Annotated in this window: 19 protein-coding genes; 9 read left to right on the forward strand and 10 right to left on the reverse strand. The window is 70.3% G+C overall.

Annotated features, from left to right (window positions below; genetic code table 11):
* Nucleotides 1–15 precede the first annotated feature (15 nt).
* Both BKK81_RS05810 and BKK81_RS05815 read right to left on the reverse strand, forming a co-directional pair.
* Nucleotides 16–708, reverse strand: coding sequence for a transglycosylase domain-containing protein (locus tag BKK81_RS05810; RefSeq protein ID WP_071011310.1), 693 nt, complete (start codon nucleotides 706–708; stop codon nucleotides 16–18).
* Between the two features lie 68 nt (nucleotides 709–776).
* Nucleotides 777–2,300, reverse strand: coding sequence for a DASS family sodium-coupled anion symporter (locus BKK81_RS05815; RefSeq protein WP_083383957.1), 1,524 nt, complete (start codon nucleotides 2,298–2,300; stop codon nucleotides 777–779).
* Nucleotides 2,301–2,594: 294 nt separating this feature from the next.
* Between BKK81_RS05815 and BKK81_RS05820 the strand changes: the two genes are divergently transcribed.
* The gene (locus BKK81_RS05820) at nucleotides 2,595–3,416 is read left to right on the forward strand and encodes a tyrosine-protein phosphatase (protein ID WP_083383958.1); all 822 of its coding nucleotides are present in this window, start codon (nucleotides 2,595–2,597) and stop codon (nucleotides 3,414–3,416) included.
* Between the two features lie 291 nt (nucleotides 3,417–3,707).
* Here the strand turns inward: BKK81_RS05820 and BKK81_RS05825 are convergent, their stop codons facing one another.
* On the reverse strand, nucleotides 3,708–4,943 hold the full coding sequence (locus tag BKK81_RS05825) for an acetate/propionate family kinase (protein ID WP_071016113.1): 1,236 nt from the start codon (nucleotides 4,941–4,943) through the stop codon (nucleotides 3,708–3,710).
* Nucleotides 4,944–5,001: 58 nt separating this feature from the next.
* Nucleotides 5,002–5,943 carry a phosphate acetyltransferase gene (locus tag BKK81_RS05830; RefSeq protein ID WP_071011313.1) on the reverse strand — a complete coding sequence of 314 codons (942 nt, stop codon included), beginning with the start codon at nucleotides 5,941–5,943 and terminating at the stop codon, nucleotides 5,002–5,004.
* Between the two features lie 319 nt (nucleotides 5,944–6,262).
* On the opposite strand from BKK81_RS05830, the gene BKK81_RS05835 reads away from it, so the two are divergent.
* From BKK81_RS05835 to BKK81_RS05855, 5 genes are all read left to right on the forward strand, one after another.
* Nucleotides 6,263–8,815 carry a DUF3141 domain-containing protein gene (locus BKK81_RS05835; protein ID WP_442873393.1) on the forward strand — a complete coding sequence of 851 codons (2,553 nt, stop codon included), beginning with the start codon at nucleotides 6,263–6,265 and terminating at the stop codon, nucleotides 8,813–8,815.
* Between the two features lie 88 nt (nucleotides 8,816–8,903).
* Nucleotides 8,904–9,683, forward strand: coding sequence for an enoyl-ACP reductase FabI (gene fabI, locus BKK81_RS05840; protein WP_071011315.1), 780 nt, complete (start codon nucleotides 8,904–8,906; stop codon nucleotides 9,681–9,683).
* A 100-nt stretch (nucleotides 9,684–9,783) separates the two neighbouring features.
* Nucleotides 9,784–10,026 (forward strand): RNA recognition motif domain-containing protein, encoded by a 243-nt coding sequence (locus BKK81_RS05845; protein WP_071011316.1) that lies wholly within the window; start codon nucleotides 9,784–9,786, stop codon nucleotides 10,024–10,026.
* Between the two features lie 111 nt (nucleotides 10,027–10,137).
* Nucleotides 10,138–10,932 carry a TOBE domain-containing protein gene (locus BKK81_RS05850; protein ID WP_071016114.1) on the forward strand — a complete coding sequence of 265 codons (795 nt, stop codon included), beginning with the start codon at nucleotides 10,138–10,140 and terminating at the stop codon, nucleotides 10,930–10,932.
* A 198-nt stretch (nucleotides 10,933–11,130) separates the two neighbouring features.
* Nucleotides 11,131–11,643, forward strand: coding sequence for a class IV adenylate cyclase (locus BKK81_RS05855; protein WP_071011318.1), 513 nt, complete (start codon nucleotides 11,131–11,133; stop codon nucleotides 11,641–11,643).
* A 23-nt stretch (nucleotides 11,644–11,666) separates the two neighbouring features.
* Here the strand turns inward: BKK81_RS05855 and BKK81_RS05860 are convergent, their stop codons facing one another.
* From BKK81_RS05860 to modA, 3 genes are read right to left on the reverse strand one after another with little or no spacing between them, the layout of a single operon-like run.
* Entirely contained in the window at nucleotides 11,667–12,386 is a 720-nt protein-coding gene (locus BKK81_RS05860) for a sulfate/molybdate ABC transporter ATP-binding protein (RefSeq protein ID WP_071011319.1), read from the reverse strand.
* A gap of 7 nt (nucleotides 12,387–12,393) precedes the next feature.
* Entirely contained in the window at nucleotides 12,394–13,068 is a 675-nt protein-coding gene (gene modB / locus BKK81_RS05865) for a molybdate ABC transporter permease subunit (RefSeq protein WP_071016116.1), read from the reverse strand.
* A 57-nt stretch (nucleotides 13,069–13,125) separates the two neighbouring features.
* Nucleotides 13,126–13,920 carry a molybdate ABC transporter substrate-binding protein gene (modA, locus tag BKK81_RS05870; protein WP_071011320.1) on the reverse strand — a complete coding sequence of 265 codons (795 nt, stop codon included), beginning with the start codon at nucleotides 13,918–13,920 and terminating at the stop codon, nucleotides 13,126–13,128.
* Nucleotides 13,921–14,261: 341 nt separating this feature from the next.
* Between modA and BKK81_RS05875 the strand changes: the two genes are divergently transcribed.
* Both BKK81_RS05875 and BKK81_RS05880 read left to right on the forward strand, forming a co-directional pair.
* Nucleotides 14,262–16,346, forward strand: coding sequence for a bifunctional 2',3'-cyclic-nucleotide 2'-phosphodiesterase/3'-nucleotidase (locus tag BKK81_RS05875; RefSeq protein WP_071011321.1), 2,085 nt, complete (start codon nucleotides 14,262–14,264; stop codon nucleotides 16,344–16,346).
* A 7-nt stretch (nucleotides 16,347–16,353) separates the two neighbouring features.
* Complete coding sequence (locus tag BKK81_RS05880) at nucleotides 16,354–17,202, forward strand: tetratricopeptide repeat protein (RefSeq protein WP_083383960.1); 849 nt, start codon at nucleotides 16,354–16,356, stop codon at nucleotides 17,200–17,202.
* 52 nt (nucleotides 17,203–17,254) lie between these two features.
* Here the strand turns inward: BKK81_RS05880 and BKK81_RS05885 are convergent, their stop codons facing one another.
* Nucleotides 17,255–17,449: a DUF1059 domain-containing protein gene (locus BKK81_RS05885; RefSeq protein WP_071011323.1), complete on the reverse strand. Its 195-nt coding sequence runs from the start codon at nucleotides 17,447–17,449 to the stop codon at nucleotides 17,255–17,257.
* Between the two features lie 108 nt (nucleotides 17,450–17,557).
* Entirely contained in the window at nucleotides 17,558–18,499 is a 942-nt protein-coding gene (locus tag BKK81_RS05890) for a 2-hydroxyacid dehydrogenase (RefSeq protein ID WP_071011324.1), read from the reverse strand.
* Nucleotides 18,500–18,920: 421 nt separating this feature from the next.
* Between BKK81_RS05890 and BKK81_RS05895 the strand changes: the two genes are divergently transcribed.
* The gene (locus BKK81_RS05895; RefSeq protein WP_071011326.1) at nucleotides 18,921–20,078 is read left to right on the forward strand and encodes a porin; all 1,158 of its coding nucleotides are present in this window, start codon (nucleotides 18,921–18,923) and stop codon (nucleotides 20,076–20,078) included.
* 533 nt (nucleotides 20,079–20,611) lie between these two features.
* Here the strand turns inward: BKK81_RS05895 and BKK81_RS05900 are convergent.
* A complete protein-coding gene (locus BKK81_RS05900) occupies nucleotides 20,612–21,913 on the reverse strand; it encodes a DUF1254 domain-containing protein (protein ID WP_071011329.1) in 1,302 nt (433 codons plus the stop codon).
* Nucleotides 21,914–21,959: the final 46 nt, after the last annotated feature.

A 21,959-nucleotide genomic window follows, 5' to 3' on the forward strand; every position in this document is an offset into this window, starting at 1 on the left:
CCGGAACCTGAACGGCTAGCGCAGCCGCAGCGGCTCCAGCAGGGCGGCGTCGTAGTCGCCGCGCGAGATCTTGCCCAGCTCCAGCATGCGCTGCAGGATATAGGCCTGACGCTGGCGCGCGCGGCGCGGGTTGACCACCGGATTGTTGGCCGACGGCGCCTTGGGCAGCCCGGCCAGCATCGCGCACTCGGCCAGCGTGAGTTGGTCGAGCCGCTTGCCGAAATAGGTCTGCGCGGCCTCGGCGAAGCCATTGGCGCCCTCGCCGAGGTAGACCTTGTTCAGGTAGAGCTCCAGGATCTCGTCCTTGCTGAAGGCATGCTCGATGCGGTACGCCATCAGCGCCTCGTAGAGCTTGCGCGTATAGGTCTTCTGGCGCGACAGGAAGAAGTTGCGCGCCACCTGCATGGTGAGGGTCGAGGCGCCCTGCGACAGGTCGTCGGACAGGTTGGCCACGCCGGCGCGGACCACGCCCACGTAGTCGATGCCGTCGTGCAGGTAGAAGCGGTCATCCTCGATCGCCACCACGGCCTGGGCCAGGTGCGGCGGGAAGTCCGCAATGGATACGTAGCCGGGGGTCTGGCGGAAGGCGTAGAGGGCGTCGAGCGGCGGCAGCTGCCGGCTGGCCACGACGGCGGCCAGCGCGCCCAGCAGCGCCGCTGCCAGCGCCAGCATCGCCACCAGCTTGAGAAAGGCGGACCAGAGTTTCATGGCGCGTATTGTGCCAGCCTCCGCCCGCCAGGGGCACTGCGGATGCCCCGGGGGGCGGTGCGGCCGGCCTACAGCCAGCCCAGCCAGCGCCAGTAGGTGGCGGCGAACAGCAGCATCAGCGCGTAGCCGATCACCGTCATGGGAATGCCGACCTTGGCGAACTGGCGGCCGTTGAAGGTGTCGGTGCCGAGGCAGACCATGTTCTGCGGTGCATTGATCGGCAGCACGAAGCCGAAGCTCACGGTGAAGCCGAGCAGCATGGTCAGCCCGACCTGGTGGAGGTCGCCCGGCAGGGTCTGCAGCACGGCGATCAGGATCGGCAGCAGCGCGGCGGTCAGCGCCGTGGCGCTGGCGAAGCCGAGGTGGATCAGGATCAGGAAGGCGGCCAGCACGGCGAACACGAACAGCGGTCCCTGCCCGGACAGGCCGGAGTTCGCCACCACGAACCTGCCCAGCCACTGGCCGGCCTGCGTGGTGAGCAGGGCGGTGCCCAGGCTGATGCCCACGCCGAACACGATCAGCGTGCCCCAGGGGGTGCGTTGCTGCATGGTCTTCCAGTCCATCACGCCCACGCGCGGCAGCATCAGGATGACGAGGCCGACGAAGGTGACGGTGGCGGTGTCGAACTGGTGCAGCTTGCCCTCGGTGGCCCAGAACAACAGCAGCCCGAGCGAAACCGCCGCCAGCCGCTTCTGCGGGCCCGTCATCGGGCCCAGCGCGGCCAGTTCCTGCTGCACGGCCTCCTTGCCGCCGGGGATTGCGTCGGCTTCGGCGGGCAGCAGCACGCGCACCAGGAAATAGAGCACCACCGACATCACGATGGCCCACGGCGCGCCGGCGATCAGCCATTGCAGCCAGGTCACGCGCTCGCCCAGCAGCTTGTCCATGAAACCGACGGTGAGCAGGTTCTGCGCGGCGGCGGTCTGGATGCCGACGTTCCAGACACTGGTGGCCTGTGCCACGGTGATCATGATGCCGGCGGCGATATTGGATTTCTTGTCGACACCGAAGGCAGCGATCACGCCCATCATGATCGGCACCACGCAGGCGCTGCGCGCGGTGGCGCTGGGCACCACCAGGCTCAGCGCAATGGTGACGGCGATGGTGCCGATCAGGATGCGCCGCGTGCTGGTGCCGATGGCCGACAGCGTGACCAGAGCGATGCGGCGGTCGAGCGCCGTCACCGTCATCGCCGCGGCGATGAAGAGGGCGGCCGCCACCAGCGCCAGCGCGGTATTGGAAAAGCCGGACAGGGCCATGCCCAGCGCCTTGCCGGTGCCGTACAGCTTGTCGGGTGCCGCCACGTCGGGAGCGAAGCCGATCAGGGCCGCCATCAACGAGGTGATCATGATGGCGCTGGCTTCGTAGGAGACCGCCTCGGTGATCCACACCACCACGGCGAAGGCCAGGATGGCCAGCATGCGGTGGCCGGCGACCGGCAGGTCGGCCGGCAGTGGCAGTGCCAGCACGGCCAGCAGTGCCACGGCGGCGGCATACAGGCCCCAGGGCTGCGCCCTGGCGGCGGTGGACTGCGCGGCAGGCTTGCCCGCCTTGGCATCGGGCAGCGTGGATTGCGGGCTGGGATCGGGCATGGGACTCCTCGCGGTAGCGGCCCGCGCAGCGGGGGCCGGATGGTACGGCCGCGGAACGCCAGGAAGGCGCGCCCGGCATGGCAAAAAAATTATCCGGCCCGCGCGGTGGCGCTGTCGAGGGCGATGCCGGCGTCCTTTGCGCCAGCGCAAGGGCCGGGGCGATGCGATCGGCGCGATTTCCCGGCATGCGCGGCGATCTGAAATAATTGGGGCGACCTGATGAATGTTTTCGCGCGCGGCGGTCATCGCCGCCGGCTGCGCGTTCCTTTCCAACGATTCTCCTGGCCAAGCACTATGTTCAAGTGGTTCGCATCCTGGCAGGCGCGCGTGGCGCCGGCCATCCTTCCCGACGGTGCCGGCGCCGGCGCTGCATCGACCGACACGCCGCTGCACTTCGAGAAAGTTGCCAACGCGCGCGACCTCGGCGGTCTCACCGGCGCAGGCGGCCGCCGCCTGCGCAGCGGCCGCCTGCTGCGCAGCGGCAACCCGGGCCTGGCCAGCGCCGACGATATCGCGCGGCTGCGTGCGCTGTCGCTCGACCTGGTGGTCGACTTCCGCTCGCCGGGCGAGAAGTCAGCGGAGGAAAGCGGCTTCGGCCAGGTGTTCCACTGGGTCGCCACGCCGGTGCTGGAAGGCAGCATGGCGATGGGCGAACTGCTGCCGCGGCTGCGCACGGCGACGGCGCGGGAGATGGACGACTTCATGCTGCAGGTCTACCGCGATTTCCCCCTCAAGTACCAGGAGGCCTTCGGCGGCTTCATGAAGCATGCCGAAGCCGGCCGCAGCATGCTCTACCACTGCACCGCGGGCAAGGACCGCACCGGCTTCGCCACCCTGCTGCTGCTGTCGGCGCTGGGTGTCGCGCCGGACGTCATCGAAGCCAACTACCTGGAGTCGAACCGCTGGAACGCCGCCTTTATCCAGGGCGTGCTGCAGAAGATGGCGCCGCTGGGCATCGCCGCCGAGGTGATGATGCCGCTGCTCGAGGTCAAGCCCGAGTACCTGCAGGCCTCGCTGCAGGCGATCGAGGAGGGCTGGGGCAGCGTGCCGGCCTATGTCGGCACGGCGCTGGGTGTCGAGGCGGAGCAACTGCGCGCGCATTACCTGGAGGGGTAGGGCGCAGGCATGGGGGGCGAGGCCGGCATGGCGGGCGCCTGCCCTCTCCCCCGGCCCCTCTCCCGCAAGCGGGAGAGGGGAGCAGACCGGCGCGGTGCGATCCCCGTCGCGCTGGACGAAGCCGAAACGAGATGCGCCAACACCAAGCGCCAAGCACAAGGTCTTGGCTCCCTCTCCGCATGGGGAGTGGGCGGGGGAGAGGGGTGGTTTAGCAAGGCGCCACATCCAGCGAAGCCCTCGGTGTGATCCAGCACGCGAGCACAGCAACGAAGCCAACGCTGAGCCCCAGCGCTAGGCCGCCGCCTTCTGCGCCATCGCCTCGCGCATCAGGCGCGCGGTGCTGAGCGCCACGATGCCTTCTTCGTCGGTGGGGAGCACCAGCACCGGGATGCGGCTGCCGTCGTGGGTGATGCGCTGGCGGTTGTCGTCGTTGGCGCCCGGATCGAGCTCGATGCCGAACAGGCCGGTCAGGTGGGCGCAGATGCGCGCGCGGACCTCGGGCGAGTTGGCGCCGATGCCGGCGGTGAAGACCAGGGCGTCGAGCCCGCCCAGGGTGACGGCCAACTTGCCCACTTCCTGCGCGGCGCGATAGGCGTAGAAATCGATCGCCAGGCGCGCGCGCGGTTCGGCGCTGGCCTGCAGCACGCGCATGTCGCTGCTGACGCCGGACAGGCCCTTCAGGCCGGACTCCTGGTACAGCATGGCCTGGATCTCGTCGGCCCGCATGCCCTGTTGCGCCAGCCACAGCACCGCGCCCGGATCGACCGCGCCGCAGCGCGTGCCCATCGGCATGCCATCCAGCGCGGTCAGGCCCATGGTGCTGTCGATGCTGCGCCCGTCGCGCAGGGCGCACAGGCTGGCGCCGTTGCCGAGGTGGGCCACCACCACGCGTCCCTCGGCCAGGTCGGGTGCCACCTGGCGCAGCCGGCGCGCGATGTACTCGTAGGAGAGACCGTGGAAACCGTAGCGCCGGATGCCCTGCTCGAAGTAGCGGTAAGGCAGGCCCAGCAACTGCGCCATGACGTCGTGGCCGGCGTGGAAGGCCGTGTCGAAGCAGGCCACCTGCAGCAGTTCGGGCGCGGCCTCGCGCACGGCGCGGATGGCGGTCAGGTTGTGCGGCTGGTGCAGCGGCGCCAGCGGTACCAGGGCCTCCAGCTTCGCCAGTACTTCGTCGTCGATGCGCACGGCCTCGGTGAAGTCCGCGCCGCCATGCACCACGCGATGGCCGATCGCAACCGGCGGGTTGTCGCGCAGGCCGATGCTGAGCACCAGCCGGATCAGGCGGAAAGCCGCGTCGTGGTCGGCCACCTGGGCCAGCGGGAAGCGCTCGTCGGCCACCGGGCGGCCATCGGCCATGTGCACGGTCAGGCGGGGCGCCACGCCGATGCCTTCGATCTGTCCGTGGGCGCTCAGCTCGGGATTGACGTCACCGTCGCCATGGGCGGCCTCGGGCACCGTGTAGACGGACACCTTGACGCTGGACGAACCGGCATTGACGACGAGGATGGTGGGGGACGGATGGTTCACGCTGCGCAGGCTCCTGTCGGATGGCGGATGGTGGCTGGCGGACACGATGGCGCCGGCCTCAGATGCGCGCCGTGGCCACCGCGGCGCGCCGCGCATGGGCCAGCAGCACCGCCAGCGCGCAGCTGGCGATGCGCGCGCGCACGCTGTCGGCGCGGCTGGTCAGCACGATGGGCACGCGCGCACCCAGCACGATGCCGGCCGCTTCGGCGCCGGAGAGGAAGGTCAGCTGCTTGGCGAGCATATTGCCGGCCTCCAGGTCGGGCACCAGCAGGATATCGGGGTCGCCCGCCACTTCCGAAGCGATGCCCTTGGCCTCGGCGGCCGCCTGGCTGATGGCATTGTCGAAGGCGAGCGGGCCGTCCAGCACGCCGCCCTCGATCTGCCTGCGCCGGCTCATCATGCACAGCGCGGCGGCGTCGATGGTGGAGGGGATCTTGTCGGTCACCGTTTCGACCGCCGACAGGATGGCCACCTTGGGGCGGTCGATGCCGAGCACGCGCACCAGGTCGATGGCATTGCGGCAGATGTCGGCCTTGTCGTTGAGCGAGGGGAAGATATTGACCGCGGCGTCGGTGATGAAGAGCGCCTTGTGGTAGCTCGGCACGTCCATGGCGAACACATGCGACAGGCGCCGCTCGGTGCGCAGGCCGCTGCTGGCGCTGGTGACTTCGTGCAGCAGCTCGTCGGTATGCAGGCTGCCCTTCATCAGCAGTTCGGCCTCGCCCGCGCGCACCGCCTGCACCGCGCGTGCGGCGGCGGCGTGGCTGTGCGGTGCGTCGATGATCTGCGCGCCGCCGAGCGCGAGGTCGTGCGTGTCGGCGACCTCGCGGATGCGGGAGGCGGGCCCCACCAGCAGCGGCTCGATCAGGCCGAGGCGCGCGGCCTGGAGCGCGCCGCCGAGCGAGGCGGCGTCGCAAGGATGGGCGACGGCGGTGGGGATGGCGGGTTGGCCGGCGCAGCGTGCCAGCAGGGCGGCGTACTTGTCGGTTGGCGTGTCCATGGTGTCTCGCGGTATTTCACGGATTCGTCATGCTGGCCGGGTGTTCGCGCTGTTCATACTGCAATGCGCAAAAAGCAGGACCAGTATAGGCCACATGTTGCGCTCCGCGGGGCATGTCTTTGTTGAGATGGCGCAAGAAATGCCCGGATTGCCTCGCTTGTGTGATTGCGGGTGCCATGACAAGCTGGTAGATTGCCCGTTGTTGCATAGCAGCATCCTGCGGCCCGCGACGGCATTGCCAGACCTGCCCGGCACTTGCCGGCCGATGCCACGATAGCCGCCGCAGGGCGCCTGTGTGCTGGATCAAGGAGGCAAGCGAGTGAACGCAAGCGAACCCGTCTCCCGCCACGGCCAGGCGGCCCCGGCGGAGCCCGCGCAGCCGGCGGCGCATGTCACGGCCGGCACAACGGCCCTCACACCCTTCATACCCTTCGCGCCCTTCGCGCCCTTCGCGCCCTTCGGGATGCCCGCCACCCTGCCGCTGCCGGCCTGGCCGCAGGCGGCCTGGGACTATGGCGTCGATGCCTGGCAGCGCATGGTGCTCACGCTCGACATCCTGCGCGAGCGCGGCAACCAGACCGTCGAGCACGAGCGCGAAGGCATGCCGCCGGTGCTGGTGTTCGACTATGAGATCGTGCTCGACGGACGCACGCTGCCCGATCCGGTCAACTACGCCCTGCTGCGCATCGTCGCGCCGGAAGGCGACGAGACCGATGACAGCAAGCGGCCCTTCGTCGTGATCGACCCGCGCGCCGGCCACGGGCCCGGCATCGGCGGCTTCAAGATCGACAGCGAGATCGGTATCGCGCTGCGTGGCGGCCATCCCTGCTACCTGGTGTCCTTCTTCCCCGAGCCCTGTCCCGGACAGACCATCGCGGCGGTGACGCGCGCCGAGGAAGTGTTCCTGCGCACCGTGGCCGAGCGCCACCCGCAGTCCGACGTCAAGCCCTTCGTCATCGGCAACTGCCAGGGCGGCTGGGCGCTGATGCTGCTCGCGGCGAGCGCGCCGGACCTGGTCGGCCCCATCCTGCTGGCCGGTTCACCGCTGGCCTACTGGTCCGGCCAGCGCGGGCGCAACCCGATGCGCTACAGCGGCGGGCTGCTGGGCGGTTCGTGGGCCTCGTCGTTCGCCGCCGACCTGGGCAACGGCCATTTCGACGGCGCCTACCTGGTGCAGAACTTCGAGCAGCTCAACCCGGCCAACGCGCTGTGGGAGAAGCTCTACAACCTCTACGCCAAGGCCGATACCGAAGGGCCGCGCTTTCTCGACTTCGAGCGCTGGTGGGGCGGCCACTACCAGCTCAACCGCGACGAGATCGACTGGATCGTGCAGAACCTGTTCGTCGGCAACCGGCTGACCTCGGGCGAGCTGCGCAGCCCCGACGGCAAGTCGGTGATCGACCTGCGCAACGTGCGCTCGCCGATCGTGGTGTTCGCCTCCTGGGGCGACAACATCACGCCGCCGCAGCAGGCGCTGAACTGGATTCCCGATCTCTACGCCGACGTCGACGAGATCGTCGCCAACGAGCAGGTGATCGTCTACTGCCTGCACGATTCCGTGGGCCACCTGGGCATCTTCGTTTCGTCCGGCGTGGCCAATCGCGAGCACACCGAACTGTTTTCAGCACTCGACCTGATCGACGTGCTGCCGCCCGGCCTCTACGAGGCCGTGATCGAGGACATCGCGCCGGACACCCCGCATACCGACCTGATCGAGGGGCGCTACCTGATGCGCTTCGCGCGGCGCACCATCGACGATATCCTGGCCCTGGACGACGGCCGCGACGACGAGCAGGCCTTCCGCGTGGTGCGGCGCGTGGCCGAGATCAACCAGCGCTGCTACGACACCTTCGTCTCGCCGGCCGTGCGCGCGCTGTCGAACGAGGCCAGCGCCCACCTGTTGCGCGGGCTGCAGTCCTCGCGCCTGGAGCGCACGCTGCAGTCGGACGCCAATCCGTGCATGGGCTGGGTCGGCGCCCTGGCGCCCATGGTGCGCGAGCACCGGCGTCCGGTGGCGCGCGACAACCCCCTGCTGGCGCTCGAGCACGCGGTGTCGGCCGCCATCGTGGCGGCACTGAACCAGTACCGCGACACACGCGATGCCTGGTACGAACACGTCTTCGAGACCATCTACCGCTCGCCGCTGGTCCAGGCCATGGTCGGCATGGATGAGCGCGCCGCCGCCACGCAGGCGGCGCCGGCCGCGATCGATGCGTTGCGCCGCGAACTCACCGCGCGCCGCATCCGCGATGCGCAGGGCGATTTCGACCAGGGCGGCCCGGTCCATGCCTTCGTGCGCATCCTGGCCTACGTCAAGAGCGACTATGCCTCGATCGAGGAGCGTCCCTTCAACCTGATGCGCAAGATGGCGCGCGAGCACATGCAGCAGCAGGCCTCGCTGAACGACCTCAAGCAGGCCGCGCGGCAGCAGACCTTCCTGGTCTCGCTCGACGCGCGGCGCGCACTCGAGACGCTGCCGGCGCTGATGCCGGACCTGTCGTTGCGGCCCTTGCTGATGATCGCCATCCATCGCGTGCTGACGCTGCCCGGCCCGTTGCAAGGTGGGGAGCTCGAACGCTATCGCGAGGTGGCGCATGTGCTGGGCACGGACCACAAGGAGGCGCTGCCGCAGGGCGGCGCCGCGGATGGCGGCCAGGCCGGGCGCGACATCCCGGCACCGGGCGCGGAGGTCGATACCCATGCCGATACCCATGCCGATGCGCGTGCCGATGCCGGCGACAGGCCGGCCGCGGCGGCAGGCGCCAACCGGCGCACCACGCGTCGCGCGGGGACGGCGGCCAAGTCCGCGCAGGCCGGGGCGGGTGCCGCCGTGCGCAAGCGCGCGCCGGCGCGCGCGCAGCGCAAGGCTTAGGCGGCGTAGGCCCGGCATAGGCGGCGGGCGTTGCCATCGCGCAGGACCATGAGGCTCGAGGCCGCCCGGGGGCGGCAGGAGAAACACCATGAACGAAGCAGCCGGACGGCCGCTGGACGGGGCACGCGTGCTGGTGGCAGGCGTTGCCAACGCCGATTCGATCGCCTGGGGATGCGCGCGCGCTTTCCATGAGCTGGGCGCCGAAGTGGCGCTGACCTACCTCAACGACAAGGCCCTGCCGCACGTCGCGCCGCTGGCCGAAGCGATCGGCGCGCCGATCCTGATGCCGCTCGACGTCGAGGACGACAAGCAGGCCGAGGCCCTGTTCGCCCGTATCGGCGAGGCCTGGGGCAGCCTGGACGCGATGGTGCATTCGATCGCCTTCGCGCCCAAGGCCGATCTCCAGGGCGGGTTGCTGGCCTCGTCGGCGGCCGGTTTCGCGCGCGCCATGGATATCTCCTGCCACTCCTTCGTGCGCATGGCCCGTCGCGCGGTGCCGTTGATGTCGCATGGCGGCACGCTGTTCGCCATGAGCTACGAGGGCGCGCGGCGGGTGGTGCCCAACTACGACCTGATGGGGCCGGTCAAGGCCGCGCTCGAGGCCTGCTGCCGTTACCTCGCCTACGAGCTCGGCCCGCGCGGCATCCGCGTGCACGCGATCTCGCCGGGGCCGCTGAAGACGCGCGCGGCCTCCGGCCTGAAGGACTTCGACCTGCTGCTGGCACAGGCGGCGGGGCGCGCGCCGCTGGGCGAACTGGTCGACATCATGGACGTGGGCTTCGCCACTGCCTATCTCGCCACACGCTACGCGCGGCGGCTGTCCGGCAACACCGTCTATGTGGACGGCGGTGTCCACGTCATGGGTTGATGGCGGCCGCCGTGGCGGCGCCTACAATTGAAAATGCAGGGGCGCCGCTTGGAGTACTGCCGTACTGTTCTAGGCGCTGCGCCAGTCAAGGAATATCGACATGCAGGTATTGATCCGCGGGCTTCATCGGGATGTGACCGAGCAGATGCTGCGAGACAAGCTGTCGCCGTACGCGCCGGTCAATTCGGTCGAGCTCGTGCGCGATGGCGATCCCGACCATCCCTGGGCGTTCGTCGATCTCGGCGTCGATGTCTTCTCCGCCTGGAACCTGCTGCGCCGCTTCGACCGGCAATACTTCGCCGGCAGCATGATGCGCTGGTACATCCCCGCCCACCAGGACTGACGGCCGCGACCGCAGCACGCGGGGCGCGGCGCCGCGCGGTGTTGCCAGCGTTACCATAGCGTTCCTCCACTGTTCCCGGCGCCGCGCAGGCGCCGTCCTGCCATGGCTTCGATGCTCGAACTCGACGGGGCGATCTGGTTCCGCTCCGGCTCACGCGACTGGGGCGGGCACGACCGCATCGCCTTGCTGGCGGCGATCGGCGAGCAGGGCTCGATCACGGCCGCGGCCAAGGCGGTCGGGCTCAGCTACAAGGCTGCCTGGGACGCCATCGACGCCATGAACAACAGCGCCGGCGAGCCCCTGGTGCTGCGTGCCGCCGGAGGCAAGGGCGGCGGCGGCACCCGCCTGACCGAGCGCGCCGAGCGCCTGATCCGCACCTACCGCGCGCTGGAGGCGGAGCATCGGCGTTTCGTCGAGCACCTGGCGCGGCTGGGCGAGTCGGCCGCCGACGACCTCGACCTGATGCGGCGCTTCCAGGTCAAGACCAGTGCCCGCAACAAGCTGTTCGGCACGGTGGCCCAGGTGCGTGGCGGCGTGGTCAACGACGAGGTGGTGCTGGCGCTGCCGGGCGGGCAGCAGGTGGTCGCCACGGTCACGCGCGAGAGCGTGGAATCGCTCGGCCTGGCGCCCGGCGTGGAAGCCTTCGCCCTGGTCAAGGCGACCTCCGTGCTGCTCGGCCTGCCCGAGCCCGGCCTGCGCCTGTCGGCCCGCAACCAGCTGGCAGGCAAAGTGACCCGGGTGATCGCGGGTGCGGTCAACAGCGAAGTGGTGCTGGAACTGGATGGCGGCGGCACCGTGGCCGCCGTCATCACGCTGGCCAGCGCCGAGGCGCTGGGGCTGCAGCCGGGCCACCGCGCGCACGCCATCTTCAAGGCTTCGAGTGTGATCCTCGGTACCCTGGGCTGAGTGCGCTACGTGCCTGCCGGCCTTCCAGGCACATGCCGACGTACGGCCGACGTACGGCCGACGTACGGGCCGAAGCACGCCCGACGGCGCACCTGTCACAATGCCGGGTCACGCCCGGCGCACTCCCCGTGCTGCCGTGCCTGCGCGCTGCCTGGCGCAAGCACCGGCCCGCCTTCCATCCGCCAGCAAGGTGACACCATGCCACGCAATATCGAAATCAAAGCCCGCCTCGACGACATCGACGCTCTGCTGCCGCGTGTGGCGGCGCTGGATGCTCGCGGCCCGGAACTGCTGCAGCAGGACGACACCTTCTTCGCCTGCGCTGCCGGCCGCCTCAAGCTGCGCGCCTTCGGCCCCGAGCGCGGCGAACTGATTTTCTACCGGCGCGCCGACAGCGCGGGGCCCAAGCTGAGCGACTACCGCATCGTGCCCACCGCCGAGCCGGATGCGCTGCGCGCCGCGCTGGCCGATGCCTATGGCGTCAGCGGCCGCGTGCGCAAGCTGCGCACCTTGTACCTGGCCGGCCGCACCCGCATCCACCTGGACCGCGTGGAGGGACTGGGCGATTTCCTGGAGCTGGAAGTGGTGCTGGCCGACGGCGACAGCGAGGCCGATGGCGTGGCCGAGGCGCACGCCTTGCTGGCGCACCTGGGGGTCGGGCCGGAGCGCCTGCTGGAAGGTGCCTACGTCGACCTGCTGCGCGCCGCGTAGCGCGCGCCGGCGGCGTGCGCGGCTCAGGCCACGCGCGCGTCGGCCGGCGCGTAGACGCGTGCGTGGCCGTTCGTCGCGGCGGCGTGGATGCGGCCGTCGCGGATTTCCAGCACGTGCTCGGCCAGCGCCTCCACGTCCTCGGGATCGTGGGAGATCAGCACCATCGGCACGTCCAGGCTGGCCTGCAGGGCGCGCAGTTCGGCGCGCAGGGCCGCGCGCAGCGCGGGGTCGAGCGCCGAGAACGGTTCATCGAGCAGGATGATGTCGGGCCGCGCCACCAGCGCGCGCGCCAGTGCCACGCGCTGTTTCTGCCCGCCGGAGATCTCCGCTGGGTAGTGGCCTACCAGCTGGCGCAGGCCGAAGGCGTCGATCCAGCGTTCGGCCTCGGGGTGGCGCTGCCGGCGGCCCGGATTGCGCCAGCCGGTGGCGAGCCCGAAGGCGATGTTCTGCCCGACAGTCAGGTGCGGGAACAGCGCGTAGTCCTGGAACAGATAGGCCACGCGCCGCTGCTGCGGGCGCACGTCGATGCGCGCCGCCGTGTCGAACAGCACGCGTTCGCCGAGCACGATGCGGCCGGCGTCGGGCGACAGCAGCCCGGCAATGGCTCGCAGCGTCAGGCTCTTGCCGGCGCCGGAGGGGCCGAACAGGGCGATGCGGCGGCTCGCCGAAGTGAAGGCGATATCGAGCAGGAAGTGCCGCTCGGCGGATTCCATGCGCTTGCGCAGGCTGACTTGCAGGCTCATCGTGGACTCAGCGGAGTGGCTGGCGCGCGGAGGCGGGGACCAGGCGTGCGGCCACCACCAGCAGCACCACGCAGGTGACCGAGGTCACCAGCACCAGCAGGTTGGCGGTGCGGTCGTCGCCGGCCTGCACCGCCTCGTAGATCGCCACCGACAGCGTCTGCGAGCGGCCCGGCAGGTTGCCGGCCACCATCAGCGTGGCGCCGAACTCGCCCAGCGCGCGCGCGAAGGCCAGCAGCACGCCGGCGACGATGCCGCGCATCGCCAGCGGCAGCGTGACGCGGAAGAAGATGCCGGCTTCCGATACGCCCAGCACGCGCGCGGCATTTTCCAACTGGTGGTCGACGCCTTCGAAGGCCGCCCGCGCGGACTTGAGCACCAGCGGGAAGGCGACGATGGTGGAGGCCAGCACGGCCCCCTGCCAGGTGAAGACCAGTTCGATGCCGAGCCGGTCCAGCCAGGCGCCGAGCACGCCGCGCCGGCCCACCAGCACCAGCAGGTAGTAGCCCAGCACGGTGGGCGGCAGCACCAGCGGCAGCGTCAGCAGCGCATCGACCACGTCGCGCGCGCGCGAGCGCCAGCGCGCCAGCGCAAAGGCGGCGGCCACGCCCAGCACGGCGTTCAGCACGGTGGCGCAGCCGGCCACCTTGAGGGACAGGGCGAGCGGTACCCAGGCGGCGTCCATCATCCGGTCCGGTCAGGCCGCCGGAGCAGCCACAGGCACAGGCACAGGCACAGGCACTCAGGGCTTGTGGAAACCATACTTGGCCAGGATGGCCTGGCCCTCCGGCGACAGCACATAGTTGACGAAGGCGGCGGCCTGCGTGGCCTGCCTGCTCTGGGTGGTGACGGCGATCGGGTAGGTCACCGGGGTGCGCGAGGGCACGCGCACCGCCACCTTGACCTTGTCGGGCATCACGGCTGCGTCGGTGGCGAAGACGAAGCCGGCCTCCACCTCGCCGCGCGCGACGTAGTCCAGGCTCTGCCGCACGTTCTGCGCCAGCACCCCCTTGGCCGAGACCGCGTCCCACAGGCCGGCGGCTTCCAGCGCACCCTTGGTATAGCGGCCCACCGGCACCGAGGCCGGGTTGCCGAAGGCCACGCGCTTGACCTCGGGGCGGGCCAGGTCCTGCAGCGACTCCAGCTTCAGCTTGCTGTCGGCCGGCACGATCATCACCACCTGGTTGGCGGCGAAGTCGCGGCGGCTGGCGGGCTGCACCACGTGCTCGGCCTCGGCCTTGTCCATCGCGGTCTGGTCGGCCGAGGCGAACACGTCGGCCGGCGCGCCCTTGATGATCTGCTGCATCAGCACATCGGAGGCGCCGAAGTTGAGCAGCACCTTGGTGTCGGGGTGGGCGCGCTCGTAGGACTCCGACAGGGTCTTGAAGGCGTTGGTCAGGCTGGCCGCGGCCGATACCACGAGGTCGGCGGCATGGGCCGGCGCGGCGGCGAAGGCCAGCACCGAGAGGGCGGTGGCGGCGGCGGCGCGGAGCGCGCCGAGCGGGCGGCGGGCGGGCAAGGGCGAGCGGAGGGGCATGTCGGGATCCGGTGGCAGGACGAACGGGCCGGCGCCGGCGGAAAGCGGCGTCGCAGGCGCAATATAAATCTGTATATAACGAGGGTCAATGGTAGGGCAGGCCGAGGCCCGCGTCCATGCGGTGCGGCGCAAGATCGACATCACGTCGGCTGAATAGGCTCTTTGCAGCATATTCCCGCCCACGGCAGCCCGGGGCGTGGGAGCGCTTCGCCTGCCAGCTGGTCAAGGCAGGCTGCCGCGCGTTCGTCACGGTCTTGTCACCGGATTGCAAAACGTTTGCCACTCCCGCTGTCCAGAATCCGGGGCTCCGAGCACATCACAACAAAGAAGGGAGCTCATAGATGTCCGATGTTCACTACCAGGTCGCCCGCCTCGCGGTGCTGGCCGCGGCAGCGGCCGCCCTCGCGGCCTGCGGTTCCGATGACAGCGCCGGCGGCAGCGGCGCGGGCGGCAGCGCCGGCACCGCCGGCGGCACCAGCCAGGCCGCCGTCGCGGCCGGTACCAAGACCACGCTGGCCCTGCTGGAAACCACCGACCTGCACACCAACGTACGCAGCTACGACTACTTCAAGCTGGCCGACGACAGCTCGCTCGGCTTCGAGCGCGTCTCCACGCTGATCAAGCAGGCGCGCGCCGAGTTTCCCAATACGGTGCTGCTGGACAACGGCGACACCATCCAGGGCACCGCGCTGGCCGACTACCAGGCCCAGGTCAATCCGCTCAAGTGCAGCGAGACGCTGGCCATGTACAAGGTGATGAACGACGCCGGCTACGATGGCGGCGGCATCGGCAACCATGAGTTCAACTACGGCCTGGCCTACCTGAACCAGGTCACCGGCAACAAGTTCAGCGTCGAAGGGCTGCCCGATCCCGCACAGCAGACCGCGTGCGCCGGCCCGGCCTTCCCGCAGGTGCTGGCCAACGTCTACAGCGTCAAGACGCGCAAGCCGCTGTTCAACCCCTACACCATCATCACCAAGCAGGTGAAGGCCACCGCTCCCGACGGCAAGGCTGTCACGGTGCCGGTCAAGATCGGTATCATCGGCTTCGCGCCGCCGGCCATCATGAGCTGGGACAAGCGCTGGCTCGACGGCAAGGTCTACACCGTCGGCGTCAAGGAAGCCGCCGAACAGTTCGTGCCGGAAATGCGCGCCAAGGGCGCCGACCTGGTGGTGGTGATCTCGCACGGCGGCCTGGACTCGTCCGCCTACTCGCCCGACATGGAGAACGGCAGCTGGCACCTGTCCAAGGTGGCCGGCGTCGACGCCATGCTGATCGGCCACTCGCACCAGATCTTCCCCGACGCCGCCAGCACCGTGCCGCAGTTCAACCTGCCGGGCGTGGACAAGGCCAAGGGCACCGTCAACGGCGTGCCCACCGTGATGGCCAACTACTGGGGCAAGCACCTGGGCGTGATCAAGCTGCAGCTCGCCCACACCGGCTCGCGCTGGACGGTCGACACCAGCGCCACCAAGGTGGAAGCGCGCTCGATCCAGAACGCCGACAAGACCTATGTGGCGGCCGACGCCGCCGTCGCGGCCAAGGTCGATACCGAGCACAAGGCCACCATCACCTACGTGAAGACGCCGATCGGCACCACCGACTACCGCATGAGCAGCTACTTCGCCGACGTCGGCGATCCGGGCGCGATCCAGATCGTCAACCAGGCGCAGGCGGCCTATGTGAAGGACTACATCGACGCCAACCTGCCGGCCCTGAAGTCGCTGCCGGTGCTGTCGGTGTCGGCGCCGTTCAAGAGCGGCTTCGGCGGCGGCAACGACTATACCGACGTGCAGGCCGGCAACCTGGCCATCAACAACGCGGCCGATCTCTACCTGTACCCCAACACGGTCTACGCCGTGAAGGTCAACGGCGACGAGGTCAAGGCCTGGCTGGAGACCGCCGCCAAGCGTTTCAACCAGATCAGCACCACCACCACCGCCGACCAGCAGCTGATCAGCAGCTTCCCCGGCTACAACTTCGACATGTTCACCACGCCCGACCTGCAGTACGAGATCGACGTGACGCAGCCGGTCGGCAGCCGCATCAAGAACCTGACCTACAAGGGCGCACCGCTGACCGCCGCGCAGCAGTTCATCGTGGCCACCAACAACTACCGCGCCAGCGGCGGCGGCAACTTCCCGGGCCTGGACGGCAGCAAGACGGTCTATGCCTCGCCGGATGCCAACCGCGACGTGCTGATCGCCTACATCAAGAAGGCAGCCTCGATCACGCGCGCGGCCAACGGCAACGCGCGCAGCTGGCGCTTCACCAAGGTGGCGACCGCCGGCAAGGTGGTGTTCAGCTCGGCACAGGGACAGTTGCCGCAGGCACAGGCGGCCGGCCTGACCAACATCAGTCTGGACAAGGCCGATGACGGTTCGGGCAAGAACCTGTCGCGCTACCTGGTGGACCTCAATGGCTGAGCGTGCCATGCGCGCCCCGGCCGTGCCGGGCGGGTCCCGGCGCGGCCTGGCCAGCGTGCCGCGGGCGCAGCCTGCGCCCGGGGGGCGCCCGGCGCGCTGGCGCCATCCGCTGCTGGCCGCCGCGCTGGCGGCGGTGGCGGTCGCGGCGGCCGGCGTCGGTGGCGCCGGGGCCTGGCGCCACCACACCGAGACGCGCCGCGCGCAGCTCGCCGAACTGCGCACGCTGGCCGGCCCGGCCGGCGATGCGCAGGCGCTGGCCGCGCTGCGTGCGGCCGCCGCGCGCGGCGAGACGGCGGCGCAGACCGCGCTGGGCGAGGCGTTGTGGGACCGCGCCGAGGCGCAGCCGCTTGCCGAAGGACGCCAGTGGCTGCAGAAGGCGGCACTGGGCGGCGACGTGCGCGCCCACCTGCTGCTCGGCAAGGCGGCCCTGCTCGGCGTGCCGGCCGGCAGCGGCATGGATCCGGCCCGGGCCCGCGCGCACCTGAGCGCCGCCGCGGACGCGGGCGACCCCGGTGCCGCCTACTACCTCGGCCTGCTGCACCGTGGCGGCTACGGCCAGCCCGCCAATCCCAAGGCAGCGGCGCACTGGTTCACGCTGGCCGCCCAGGGCGGGGTGCCGCATGCGATGTTCATGCTCGCCAACGCCTATCGCGAAGGCGACGGCGTGCCGCTCGACCCGGCGCGCGCGCTGGCCTGGTACGAGCAGGCGGCCGAGCGCGAACATCCGGAATCGAGCCAGGCGCTGGCCATGGCCTACCGCAATGGTGAGCTGGGGCTGGCGCGCGACGAGCGCCGCTTCCGCTCGCACCTGGCCGAAGCCGCGCATGCGCTGCGGCATCCGGCGCTGGCGCCTTGAGGGTGCGGCCGGGCCGCCGGGCCCGGCTGCTGGTACTGGCAGTGCTCGCCGCTCAGGCCGGCGGGCTGCCTTCCTTGAAGCAGGCCTTGAGCTGGCTGCGCAGCTCCGGCGTGTCCTGGTGCCGGTGCACCTGCACCGCATGCTGCACGGCAGCCTCCAGCAGTTCTTCTTCGGTGTCGGCGCTGAGCGCGACCGTGCATTGCGACTCGCTGGGATAGTCGCGGCAGTCGATGTACTTGCGTGCCATGCTTGCCTCCTGGAGCGAAGGATCCGGCGCGGATGAGGCGTCTGGGCGGGGGACGGCGGGGGGGGCGGGGTGGCGCCCCGCGGCCGGCCTATCCAGTATAGGGGGCGCTCAGGCGACCGGCGTCACCACCTTGCCCCCGGCCAGGAAGGCGGCCAGGTTCTCCAGCACCAGGGCCGCCATGGCGGCGCGCGTCTCGTGCGTGCCGCTGGCCATGTGCGGAGCCAGCACCACATTGTCCAGCGCCAGCAGCGCTTGCGGCACGCGCGGCTCGTCGCGGAAGACATCGAGTCCGGCGCCGCCGAGCCGGCCCGTGCGCAGCGCCTCCACCAGCGCGTCCTCGTCCACCACGCTGCCGCGCGACACATTGACGAGGATGCCGCGGGGGCCCAGCGCCTCGATCACCGCGCGCGACACCAGTCCCTCGGTCTGCGGGCCGCCCACGCAGGTGATGGCGAGGAAGTCGGCCCAGTCCGCCAGCGCCAGCAGGTCCGCCTCGAAGCGCCACGGCGCACCCGCGCGCGGGCCGCGGTTGTGGTACGCGATCTCCATGTCGAAGCCGGCGGCGCGGCGCGCCACCTTCTCGCCGATGCGGCCGAGGCCGAGGATGCCAAGCTTCTTGCCGGACACGCGCGTGGTCAGCGGGAAGGCGCCTTGCAGCCAGCTGCCGGCGCGCACGAAGCGGTCGCCGTGGGCGATGCCGCGCGCGCTGTCCAGCAGCAGGCCGAAGGCCAGGTCGGCCACGCAATCGTTGAGCACGTCGGGCGTGTTGCTGACCACGATGCCGCGTGCGCGCGCTGCCTCGAGATCGATGGAGTCATAGCCCACGCCGAAGCTGACGATGGCCTGCAGCTTCGGCAGCGCCGCGATCAGCGCGGCATCGCAGCCATGGCGCGCCGAGGTCACCACCACGCGCACCGAGGCGCCGTGCGCGCCCGTCCAGGCCGCGCGGTCGGCCTGCTGCCACAGCGCCACCGCGCCGTACTGCTGTTGCAGGGTGTCGTTGAGTTGCGGCGCCAGCGGGCCGACCTGGAGGATGGCGTTGTCGGACATGGGAGATCTGTGAAGGATCGGGTCCTGAACCGCAGGTTCGTCGACTGAGTCCGCCCTGATTCCGCCGAGGGGCAGCGCGATCCGTCATCACACAGGCTCGCGCGGCTACCCGACAGACAGCGCTCTTCAACGAATGCAGGACTCAGGACGTCGGGAGTCGGAAGAAGCGGCACCTGCGCGGTGCGTGTCGCGGCCACCCGGGGTGGTCTCCCGCGGCGGCAGGCAATGGTAGCCCAAGTCACCGTTGCGCGCTTGCCGCACCGCGGCCGCCCCTCGGGAAATCCCCACCTATGCGAATTCATCTCCGGGATTAATCTCACGGATTAGTGATTAATCTCTGGGATTAGTCGGCGCGGCAAGGCGAACCGCGCCGCTCGCGCACGGGCGCGGGCCGTGCCGCCGAGACATGGGAGACCAGGTAATGAAGAAGCTGTTGCTTGCCGCCGCCGCATCGGCGCTGATGGCGCAGGGCGCCCACGCCCAGACCTCCGTGACCCTGTACGGGGTGGTGACCGCCGCCGTGCAGTACGTCAACCACGCGCAGAACACCGTCGGCGGCGTGCTGGCGCCCGGCAGCGGCTCGGCCGTGCTGATGAACTCGTCCGGTATCGCCAACTCGCGCTGGGGCCTGCGCGGCACCGAGGACCTGGGGGGCGGCCTGCAGGGCGTGTTCGTGCTGGAGAACCAGTTCGCCACCGAGAACGGCCAGCTCGCCGGCGGCCTGATGTTCGGCCGCCAGGCCTATGTCGGCCTGAACAGCCGCGCCTACGGCAAGGTCACCTTCGGCCGGCAGTACACCTCGTCCTTCTTCGCCCTGGCGAACTTCATGCCCACCGCCTACGCGCCCGAGTTCGAACCGGTGGTCGGCTTCGCCGGCCCCAATTTCCGCGAAAGCAATATGGCGCAGTACACCGGCACCTTCGGCCCGGTCACGCTCTACACGCACTGGTCGTTCGGCGAGCGCGCCGGCTCGGTGACGGCGGGCTCGGCCTACGGCGCCGGCGCGACCTACTTCAGCAACGGCTTCGGCATCGGCGTCGGCTACGACGAAGTGAAGACGCTGAACACGGCCGAGGCGACCGGCGCCTCCGGTGGCAGCGACTACGGGCGCGACATGCGTGCCGCCATCGGCCTCAGCTACATGCTGGGCCCGGTCAAGCTGATGGGCGGGTACCGTTGGGGCAATTCGGTGGCGCCGGCCAGCGGCACGCCGACACTGCTGCCGCATCGCGACGATATGTACTGGGCCGGCGTGAACTGGCAGGCGTTGCCGGCGCTGCAACTGACGCTGGCGTGGTACTACGACAATATCAAGCGCGCGAACATCGGCGGCACCGTGGTCAATCCGCCCAACCCGCAGCAATACCTGGCGCTGGCCGACTACAACCTGTCCAAGCGCACCGACCTGTTCGCCGCCGTCATCTACGCGCACAACGCTTCGCTGAACTGGGACAACATCGGCTACCTGCCGAGCGGGCAATCCGTCGGCTACCTGCCCGCCACCGCGCAGACCTACTACAAGACGCCGGGTTCGAGCGGGCAACTGGGCATCTCCCTGGGCATCCGCACCATCTTCTGACCCGGACCGGGCGGACCCAGTCCGGCCTGCCGGCCGGATTCGCAAGGCCTCGCCGGCGATGCCGGCGGGGCCTTTTTTGTGGCTGCGCCGGGCTGGCAAGGTGCGATGGGCAATGTGCCGCGTGGGCGAACGACGGCTTCAGCTATGCCATCGGTTCGCTCCCCTCTCCCACTTGTGGGAGAGGGGCCGGGGGAGAGGGTGGGCGCTGGCACGAAGCGAGCGCCGTCGTATTAGCGAATGCCGGCCCTCACCCCCAACCCCTCTCCCGCAGGCGGGAGAGGGGAGCCCGGTTGCCGCGTGGCGGGTGCTGTCGCGCCGGCGAACGACGGCTTTAGCTATGCCATCGGTTCGCAAGACCGTGTGCTTGGCGCTTGGTGTTGGTGCATCTCGTAGGCTTCGTCCAGCGCGACGGGGTTCGCATTGCGCGGGTTCGCTCCCCTCTCCCACTTGCGGGAGAGGGGCCGGGGGTGAGGGCGGGCGCAGGCACGAAGCGAGCGCCGACGTACCGGCGAATGCCGGCCGGCCGAGGTCGCTCAGTCGACCCGCTCGACTTCCGGCATATCGAAGCTGCGGTCCAGCAGCGCGCGCCGGGGCTGGTAGAAGCGCAGTGCCAGCGAGAAGCGGCCGGCCGGCGCCGGCAGCCAGTTGGCACGCGCGTCGGCGCTGTCGGGCGCCGCGTGCTGCAGCCAGATGTCGAAGGAACCATCGGCGTGCCGGACCAGGCCGGGCGTGCGGTCGCCCAGCGCGTAGCGCTGCAGCGGGTTGTCGGTGAAGAAGCGACGCCCGTCGGGCGCGAATTCGTACATCGTCAGTGACCAGAAAGCGTCCACCTGCATGTCGGCGGGAATGGCCAGCCGGTAGCGGTGGGCGCCGTCGAGGGCTTCGCCCCGGCCGTCGGTCAGCGCGGTGAAGTAGATCGCTTCCTCGCGCTCCAGCGCGCCCAGCCCGACCAGGGAGACGAAGGCCCGGTAGGCATAGTCGTCGCCGAAGTTGCCCAGGTGGTCGACCCCGGACGACCAGCTGCCGCCGCGCCCGCTGCGATAGGAGGTGTCGGGCGGCGCCTTGCGCAGGGCGTGCAGGTTGGCGGCGTGGGTCTCGGTCCAGGCCTGGCGCACCGCCGGGTCCAGCGCCTGCCAGGCGTTGCGCGCGCCGGGGCGCAGGCCGAGGTCGGCGTAGCCCGCCACCAGCGCCTGCTCGTGCGCGGGCACGGGGTTGCGGCCCATCACCTCGTTGACCAGTTCCAGGTAGTGCTCGGGCGAGCGCTCGTCGGGCCGCGCCTGCAGCAGCCTGGGCGTGCTGCCGGCGTCGAGCGGCGCGAGGCGCATGGCGTCCTGCAGCGCATGCACGGCGGGCAGGTCTTCCTCGCCGTCGACCAGCACGCGGCCCAGGGCCCAGATGTCGTTGCTGGGCAGCCGCAGCAGCCGGGTGCCGGCCGGCGCCTCGCCCTGCCAGCCGGGGCCGGCCAGCAGGAAGGCGGTGGCGGCCGTGCCGGTGGTGCGCCGGCCGATGCAGGCGGCGTTGTTGGTGAAGATGTCGAGGAAGGCGAAGCTGTAGTAGCGGTCCTGCATATCCGGCAGCGACAGCAGCAGCGGCCCGCCCGACAGGTCCAGCCAGGCGATCGAGTACAGCGTGTCGTTGTTCGGCATGGTGACGGTGCGCGCGCGGTGGTTGAGCAGGCGCCGGTTGTGATGCAGCACATTGGGCGGCGCGCCGCGCTGGCTGTGGTTATCCGGGTTCTGCGTGAACTGCCAGCGGGTCTGCGCCACGTCGTGGACCGGGAAGCTGTAGACCAGCGCGTCGCGGATGCGCGCGTGCAGGGCGGTGTCGTCGTGCATGGATGTCTCTCTCGTCGGTGGTGGGGGATGCGGGGAATGCGGATGG

Source organism: Cupriavidus sp. USMAHM13 (assembly GCF_001854285.1).
Classification (GTDB): Bacteria; Pseudomonadota; Gammaproteobacteria; order Burkholderiales; family Burkholderiaceae; genus Cupriavidus; species Cupriavidus malaysiensis.

Bases quoted from the DNA above. Each gene is read 5' to 3' on its own strand.
- BKK81_RS05880 (WP_083383960.1), top strand. From the start codon at position 16,354: ATGCGCGCCCCGGCCGTGCCGGGCGGGTCCCGGCGCGGCCTGGCCAGC.
- BKK81_RS05850 (WP_071016114.1), top strand. From the start codon at position 10,138: ATGCTCGAACTCGACGGGGCGATCTGGTTCCGCTCCGGCTCACGCGAC.
- BKK81_RS05885 (WP_071011323.1), bottom strand. From the start codon at position 17,449: ATGGCACGCAAGTACATCGACTGCCGCGACTATCCCAGCGAGTCGCAA.
- BKK81_RS05890 (WP_071011324.1), bottom strand. From the start codon at position 18,499: ATGTCCGACAACGCCATCCTCCAGGTCGGCCCGCTGGCGCCGCAACTC.
- BKK81_RS05810 (WP_071011310.1), bottom strand. From the start codon at position 708: ATGAAACTCTGGTCCGCCTTTCTCAAGCTGGTGGCGATGCTGGCGCTG.
- BKK81_RS05855 (WP_071011318.1), top strand. From the start codon at position 11,131: ATGCCACGCAATATCGAAATCAAAGCCCGCCTCGACGACATCGACGCT.
- BKK81_RS05895 (WP_071011326.1), top strand. From the start codon at position 18,921: ATGAAGAAGCTGTTGCTTGCCGCCGCCGCATCGGCGCTGATGGCGCAG.
- modA (WP_071011320.1), bottom strand. From the start codon at position 13,920: ATGCCCCTCCGCTCGCCCTTGCCCGCCCGCCGCCCGCTCGGCGCGCTC.
- BKK81_RS05845 (WP_071011316.1), top strand. From the start codon at position 9,784: ATGCAGGTATTGATCCGCGGGCTTCATCGGGATGTGACCGAGCAGATG.
- fabI (WP_071011315.1), top strand. From the start codon at position 8,904: ATGAACGAAGCAGCCGGACGGCCGCTGGACGGGGCACGCGTGCTGGTG.
- BKK81_RS05815 (WP_083383957.1), bottom strand. From the start codon at position 2,300: ATGCCCGATCCCAGCCCGCAATCCACGCTGCCCGATGCCAAGGCGGGC.
- BKK81_RS05830 (WP_071011313.1), bottom strand. From the start codon at position 5,943: ATGGACACGCCAACCGACAAGTACGCCGCCCTGCTGGCACGCTGCGCC.
- BKK81_RS05875 (WP_071011321.1), top strand. From the start codon at position 14,262: ATGTCCGATGTTCACTACCAGGTCGCCCGCCTCGCGGTGCTGGCCGCG.
- BKK81_RS05900 (WP_071011329.1), bottom strand. From the start codon at position 21,913: ATGCACGACGACACCGCCCTGCACGCGCGCATCCGCGACGCGCTGGTC.
- BKK81_RS05860 (WP_071011319.1), bottom strand. From the start codon at position 12,386: ATGAGCCTGCAAGTCAGCCTGCGCAAGCGCATGGAATCCGCCGAGCGG.
- BKK81_RS05820 (WP_083383958.1), top strand. From the start codon at position 2,595: ATGTTCAAGTGGTTCGCATCCTGGCAGGCGCGCGTGGCGCCGGCCATC.
- modB (WP_071016116.1), bottom strand. From the start codon at position 13,068: ATGGACGCCGCCTGGGTACCGCTCGCCCTGTCCCTCAAGGTGGCCGGC.